The 1,250-nt window shown below is 72.3% G+C and carries 1 protein-coding gene; it reads right to left on the bottom strand.

Annotated features, from left to right (window positions below):
• Nucleotides 1–1,134: GAF domain-containing protein (locus ABFX51_RS29170; protein ID WP_346055570.1), on the bottom strand; the 1,134-nt coding region annotated here is incomplete at its 3' end.
• Between the last annotated feature and the right edge of the window lie 116 nt (nucleotides 1,135–1,250).

Consider the following 1,250-nt stretch of genomic DNA (forward strand, 5'->3'; position numbering starts at 1 on the left):
GAGGCGGCGCTGGTCGTCGGCGAGCTGGAGGGCGAGCGCGGCCTGGTCGGCGAAGGACGCCGCCAGGGGCAGCTGGTCGGCCGCGAACGGTTCGGCGCCCGGCCGCCGCAGCGCCACGAGCACGCCCGACACGGTCTCCGCCGACGCCCGCAGCGGCAGGACGAGCGCCGGGCCGAACTCCTCGTCGAGGTCACGGTCCAGGTCGTACCGCAGGCGCGGGGTCTCCACGGGTGCCGCGTTGCGGAACGCCTCCCCGCAGCTGGACCCGTCGATCGGGATGCGGCGGCCGAGCAGCCCGTCGGAGTCCAGGCCGACGCTGACCGTGACGACGAGGGCGTCCACCTCCTCCGGCGGCCGCTCCGGGTCCTCCGGTTGCGCGATGAACGTGTAGTCCGCCCTGGTGAGGCCCAGCGTCCGGTTCGCGATGAGGTCGAGCACCTCCGCGGGCTCGGCCCGCGACAGCAGTTCCGCGCGGATCTCGCTGGTGGCCTCCTGCCAGCGCTGGCGGTGCTTCGCGTCCTCGTAGAGGCGCGCGTTCTCGACCGCGATGCCCGCGGCGGCGGCGAGCGCCTGCACGACGACCTCGTCGTCCTCGGTGAAGGGCTGCCCACCGGCCTTCTCCGTGAGGTAGAGGTTGCCGAACACCTTGTCCCGCACCAGGACCGGCACGCCGAGGAAGCTGCGCATCGGCGGGTGGTGCGCCGGGAACCCGGACGAGGCCGGGTGCCGCGCGATGTCGATGAGCCGGATCGGCTTGGGCTGGTCGATGAGCAGGCCCAGCAGCCCGTGCCCTTCCGGCAGGTGCCCGATCTCCTTGCGCTTCTCCTCGTCGATGCCCTCGTAGACGAACTCGGCGAGCCCGACGCCGTCGGAGTTGAGCACGCCCAGCGCGCCGTAGCGGCAGTCCACGAGGTCGATCGCCGCGTGCACGATCCGTCGCAGGGTGGTGTCGAGCTCCAGCCCGCTGGCGACGGCCAGCATCGCCTCCAGCAGCCCGTCCATCTGGTCGCGCGCGCCGACGAGCTGCTCGACGCGGTCCTGCACTTCGACCAGCAGCTCGCGGAGCCGCAACTGGGACAGGGTGCCCCGCAGTGACGGCGCGCCCTCACCCGTCGGCGGATCATCCACAGGCATGCCCTCAGCTTGGCACCAAGGCCGGGATAAGACCAGGAAGGAGGGCCTCGCGGCGCTAGGTGTGATGTTCAGGGACGTTGTCCCGGGTTGAGGTGACCGTTGGTGGCCTGTCGTGC

The organism is Amycolatopsis dongchuanensis, assembly GCF_039542405.1.
In the GTDB taxonomy this organism is placed as follows: domain Bacteria; phylum Actinomycetota; class Actinomycetes; order Mycobacteriales; family Pseudonocardiaceae; genus Amycolatopsis_E; species Amycolatopsis_E sacchari.